The sequence below is a fragment of the uncultured Lacinutrix sp. genome, assembly GCF_947500325.1.
Classification (GTDB): Bacteria; Bacteroidota; Bacteroidia; order Flavobacteriales; family Flavobacteriaceae; genus Lacinutrix.
Genome location: NZ_CANMRQ010000061.1, coordinates 1 through 1,274 on the forward strand (window position 1 = coordinate 1; position 1,274 = coordinate 1,274).

General features: G+C 35.5%; 1 pseudogene. It reads right to left on the reverse strand.

Annotated elements, in window-relative coordinates:
* A pseudogene (locus Q0997_RS20150) lies at positions 1-1,274 on the reverse strand (hypothetical protein); the annotation flags it as partial.

Sequence of the window (1,274 nt, forward strand, 5' to 3'; positions counted from 1 at the left end):
GATCCTTGAGATACACCTCCAGCAGTACAAGTAATAGGTACTGTAGAATAATTAACAACAATAGGATCTGGTTGAGAAATTGTAATATTTTCTACTTCAGTACAACCATTAGCATCGGTTACAGTTACAGTATAATCTCCAGCTGGAAGGCCAGAAGTCTGTGTGCCATAAGGTGTTCCTGTTGTAGTATTAACCACATCAAAAACATATGGTGCTAATCCAAGTGTTGTATCTGGTGTTATAGAAATGGAAGCTGTTTCTTCTCCATTACAATTAATAAAACCTGTTTGCGCTACTGTAATATCTGGATCAACAGCAGGCGTAATATCTATAGCAGTAGTTGTAACAGCAGTACAGCTATTAGCATCTGTTACCATAAAAATATAACTTCCAGGTGTTGTTGTTGTAAATATATTTGTTGGGATGTTAGTATAGGTTGCCCCACCATCTGTTGAATACTCATAAGTATAAGCAGGAACATTACCGCCATTAGCAGTTAATGTTACCTGTGCTTCTTGAGGTAAAGAACAAGTAATGTCTTTATCAAGCACAGCAGATAATGTTAATTGAGGATAGACAGTAACCGTATCTGTTGCTTCACAACCATTTGTGTCTCTTATAGTAATAGTATATGTACCAGGAATAACAGTAAAAGTATTACTGTTTTGGAAGTTTGTACCATCAATACTATAAGTTAAGGTAGGTAAACCTGTGCCTGTGGCAGTAATAGTAAAGTCGTTTCCAGTACCTGTACATTGGTTATCTACACTAGCAGTCACTGTAGGTAATACATCACTTATAATAGTCACTGTATTCATAACAACACAGCCATTACTATCCATAACATATACATCTATAATTAGTCCTAAAACAGCAGTGTCTACAGAAGTCGATGTACTATAATCACCAGCAGTAGGAGCAGGAGCACCAGTAGTAACATAGGCATAAGTATAACCACCTGTTCCTCCAGATAATGTTGGAAAACTAATTGTAGATATAGTACTATTACAATTAATATTACTTGTATTTACTGTAAAAGTAATTTCTGTAACTGGATCTATAGTAACACTTGCAGAGTTAGTACAACCTGTTGTAGTATCTGTAACATCAAAAGTATAAGTACCTGTAGGTAAATTATTGAAAGTAACTACATCACCGGTTTGTGACACTGTACCACCAGCAGGTGTTAATGTATAAGTAAAGTTACCAACACTACTTACATCTGTCATAGTAAAAACAGCAGTTCCATCATCTGAACCAAAACATATTTGATC